The organism is Sphingobium sp. FG58 (assembly GCF_057809055.1).
Genome location: NZ_JBMDJF010000050.1, coordinates 1 through 1,569 on the forward strand (window position 1 = coordinate 1; position 1,569 = coordinate 1,569).

Annotated in this window: 1 protein-coding gene; it reads left to right on the plus strand. The window is 58.6% G+C overall.

The window, feature by feature from the left end:
* The first annotated feature begins 224 nt into the window (after window positions 1-224).
* Window positions 225-1,259: an IS110 family RNA-guided transposase gene (locus ACODR8_RS19880; protein WP_489008847.1), complete on the plus strand. Its 1,035-nt coding sequence runs from the start codon at window positions 225-227 to the stop codon at window positions 1,257-1,259.
* Window positions 1,260-1,569 lie beyond the last annotated feature (310 nt).

Genomic DNA, 1,569 nt, shown 5'->3' on the forward strand with positions numbered 1-1,569 from the left:
ACTCACTCTGGCACATTCTGATGCCGTACGGAGGCCGTCCACCCCAACAGGGCTGATCGATCAGCCTGTTCCAGGCTTCGCAGCAAAGGTCGACGATGTTGTCGTGGGACGTGAAGATGCGGTTGGATAGCCAGTTATCGCGCATGAACTGATGGGGTGGACGCCCCCCGGCGGCATCGATGTGCCATAGTGGAGGTGTTGAAACACCACTTGAGGAGGCGTCCGTGTCTGAAGTTAGCACAATTGGGTTGGATATCGCCAAGCAAGTTTTTCATGCACACGGTGCGGATGCACGCGGGCACGCGCTCTTCAGCAAACGGATCAGCCGTGGCAAGCTGCTGGCGTTCTTCGCCGCTCAACCCCGATGCGTGGTCGCGCTGGAGGCCTGCGGTGGGGCTCATCATTGGGCGCGTGAACTGGCGCATATCGGCCATGATGTAAGGCTGATTCCGCCAGCTTATGTAAAGCCGTTCGTGAAGCGCCATAAAAATGATGCGGTTGATGCCGAGGCAATTTGTGAGGCGGCTCAGAGACCGAACATGCGGTTTGTAGCCGTGAAAAGCGAGCAGCAGCAGGCGGCAGGTCTCGTCTTTCGAGCTCGCGACCTTCTGGTGCGGCAGCGGACCCAACTCATCAATGCAATCCGTGGGCATCTGACAGAATATGGATGGGTAGCGCCCAAGGGGCGATCACATGTGGCGATGCTGGCGGATCTGCTAGAGGAAGAGGAAATGGCAAGTTCACTTCCGCACGCCGCCCGCACCATGTTCCGATTGATGCTGGATTTGCTGGCGGATCTAGATGCCAAGATCGTCGAACTCGACAAGGAGATCGCAACGCGCGCCCGTGAAGATGAGATAGCGCGCAGGCTGATGACCATTCCTGGTATAGGGCCAATTACGGCCACCGCGATCGCCGCGCTGGCGCCACCAGCCGAAACATTCACCAAGGGCCGTGACTTTGCCGCCTGGCTTGGCCTTACGCCTTTGCAGAAATCGACAGGCGGCAAGCAGAAGCTCGGCGCCACATCAAAAATGGGCGAGCGAACGATCAGACGCCTGCTTATCATCGGCAGCAGCGCCGTCGTCCTCCAGGCAAGCAAGAAAGGAGCTCCCAAGGGCTCCTGGCTGGAGGGGATGCTGGCTCGCAAGCCGCGAATGCTGGTGACGGTCGCGCTTGCGAATAAAATGGCACGCATCGTATGGGCGCTGCTCACCAAGCAAGAGAATTACAAAGCTCCGGTCGCAGCTATGGCGTGAGCCTGGCGGGCCTGAGGTCGTCGGAGACGTAGTCGGTTCGAAGGAGAGTATGGCACAACAGTCGGCGAGACGGGGCTGGAAGAACCAGGGTCTGGCAATGCACCGCGAGTGCGCTGAACTGATATGGTTCCGGTCCGCGAACTCCCATACAGGCCCGCAGCTCCATCGCTGCAGTAAAGGCCGGACAGATGGCAGCATCCGACTACGTGCCTATATCTTTCAAATATCGCTTGCGTTTGCAGGGGCGTCCACAGATGCCAGATATTTTCGACCGGGTTGAGTTCAGGACATTTTGGCGGCAACGGAACGA